The sequence below is a fragment of the Sinorhizobium sp. GQ132 genome (assembly GCF_059758575.1).
Genome location: NZ_JCAXDX010000044.1, coordinates 1 through 856, shown reverse-complemented (window position 1 = coordinate 856; position 856 = coordinate 1). Strand labels below are relative to the sequence as shown.

1 pseudogene is annotated in these 856 nt (G+C 61.1%); it reads right to left on the bottom strand.

Annotated features, from left to right (window positions below):
- Positions 1–14: 14 nt before the first annotated feature.
- Positions 15–778: pseudogene (locus tag AC6CIG_RS29625) on the bottom strand (IS5 family transposase).
- Positions 779–856: the final 78 nt, after the last annotated feature.

Sequence of the window (856 nt, the reverse complement as noted above, 5' to 3'; positions counted from 1 at the left end):
GCTAGGGCGTCGACTCATAAACTTTGACACCATATCCTCGCGGCGACGAGCTTTACGGCGGCGAGGTAGTTTTCCGGGTGCTTATCGTATCGGGTTGCGATGCCTCGGAACTGTTTGATCCTATTGAAGAACCGCTCCACGAGGTTCCGCTGCCGATAGACCCAGCGCGAGAAAACGAATGACCCCTTCCGGTTGGTCTTCGGCGGAATGTTGGCCCAGGCCTTTCGCTCGGCGGCCTTGGCCCGGATGGCATTACTGTCGTAGCCCTTGTCAGCCAGCAGGATATCTCCTTCGCCGAGCTCGTCCGTCAGCGCGTCGGCCTCGGTGCAGTCGGCGATCTGCCCGCCGGTCAGACGGAGGTTGACGGGGCGACCTTCGGCGTCGACGAGCGCGTGGATTTTGCTCGTGAGCCCGCCACGGGAACGTCCCATGCCGCCATCGTCTCCATCCCCCTTTTTCCTGTGGCCGCGTGCTGGTGAACGCGGACACAGGTTGAGTCGATCATGACGATGTCGCCATCGTAAGCCTCGGAAACGGCTTCAAGAAGCCGATCCCAGACACCGGCCTTCCGCCAGCGGACGAAGCGGTTGTAGCAGGTGGTCGGCGGACCATAGCGCTCCGGGATTTCCGCCCAGGGCGAGCCCGTCCGAAACCGCCAGAGGATGCCATTCAGCACCCGCCGATCATCGACGCGGGGAACACCACGCGGTTTGTTGGGCAACAGCGGCGACAGGATTGACCATTCGTGGTCGGTGAGTTCGTAGCGGCGGCGCGTCATTCCAAGGCTCCCTCATTCGGAAGCCTTGAATCATCGGCGCGACTAAACAACAAGTGGTTTTATGAGTTTACGACCTAG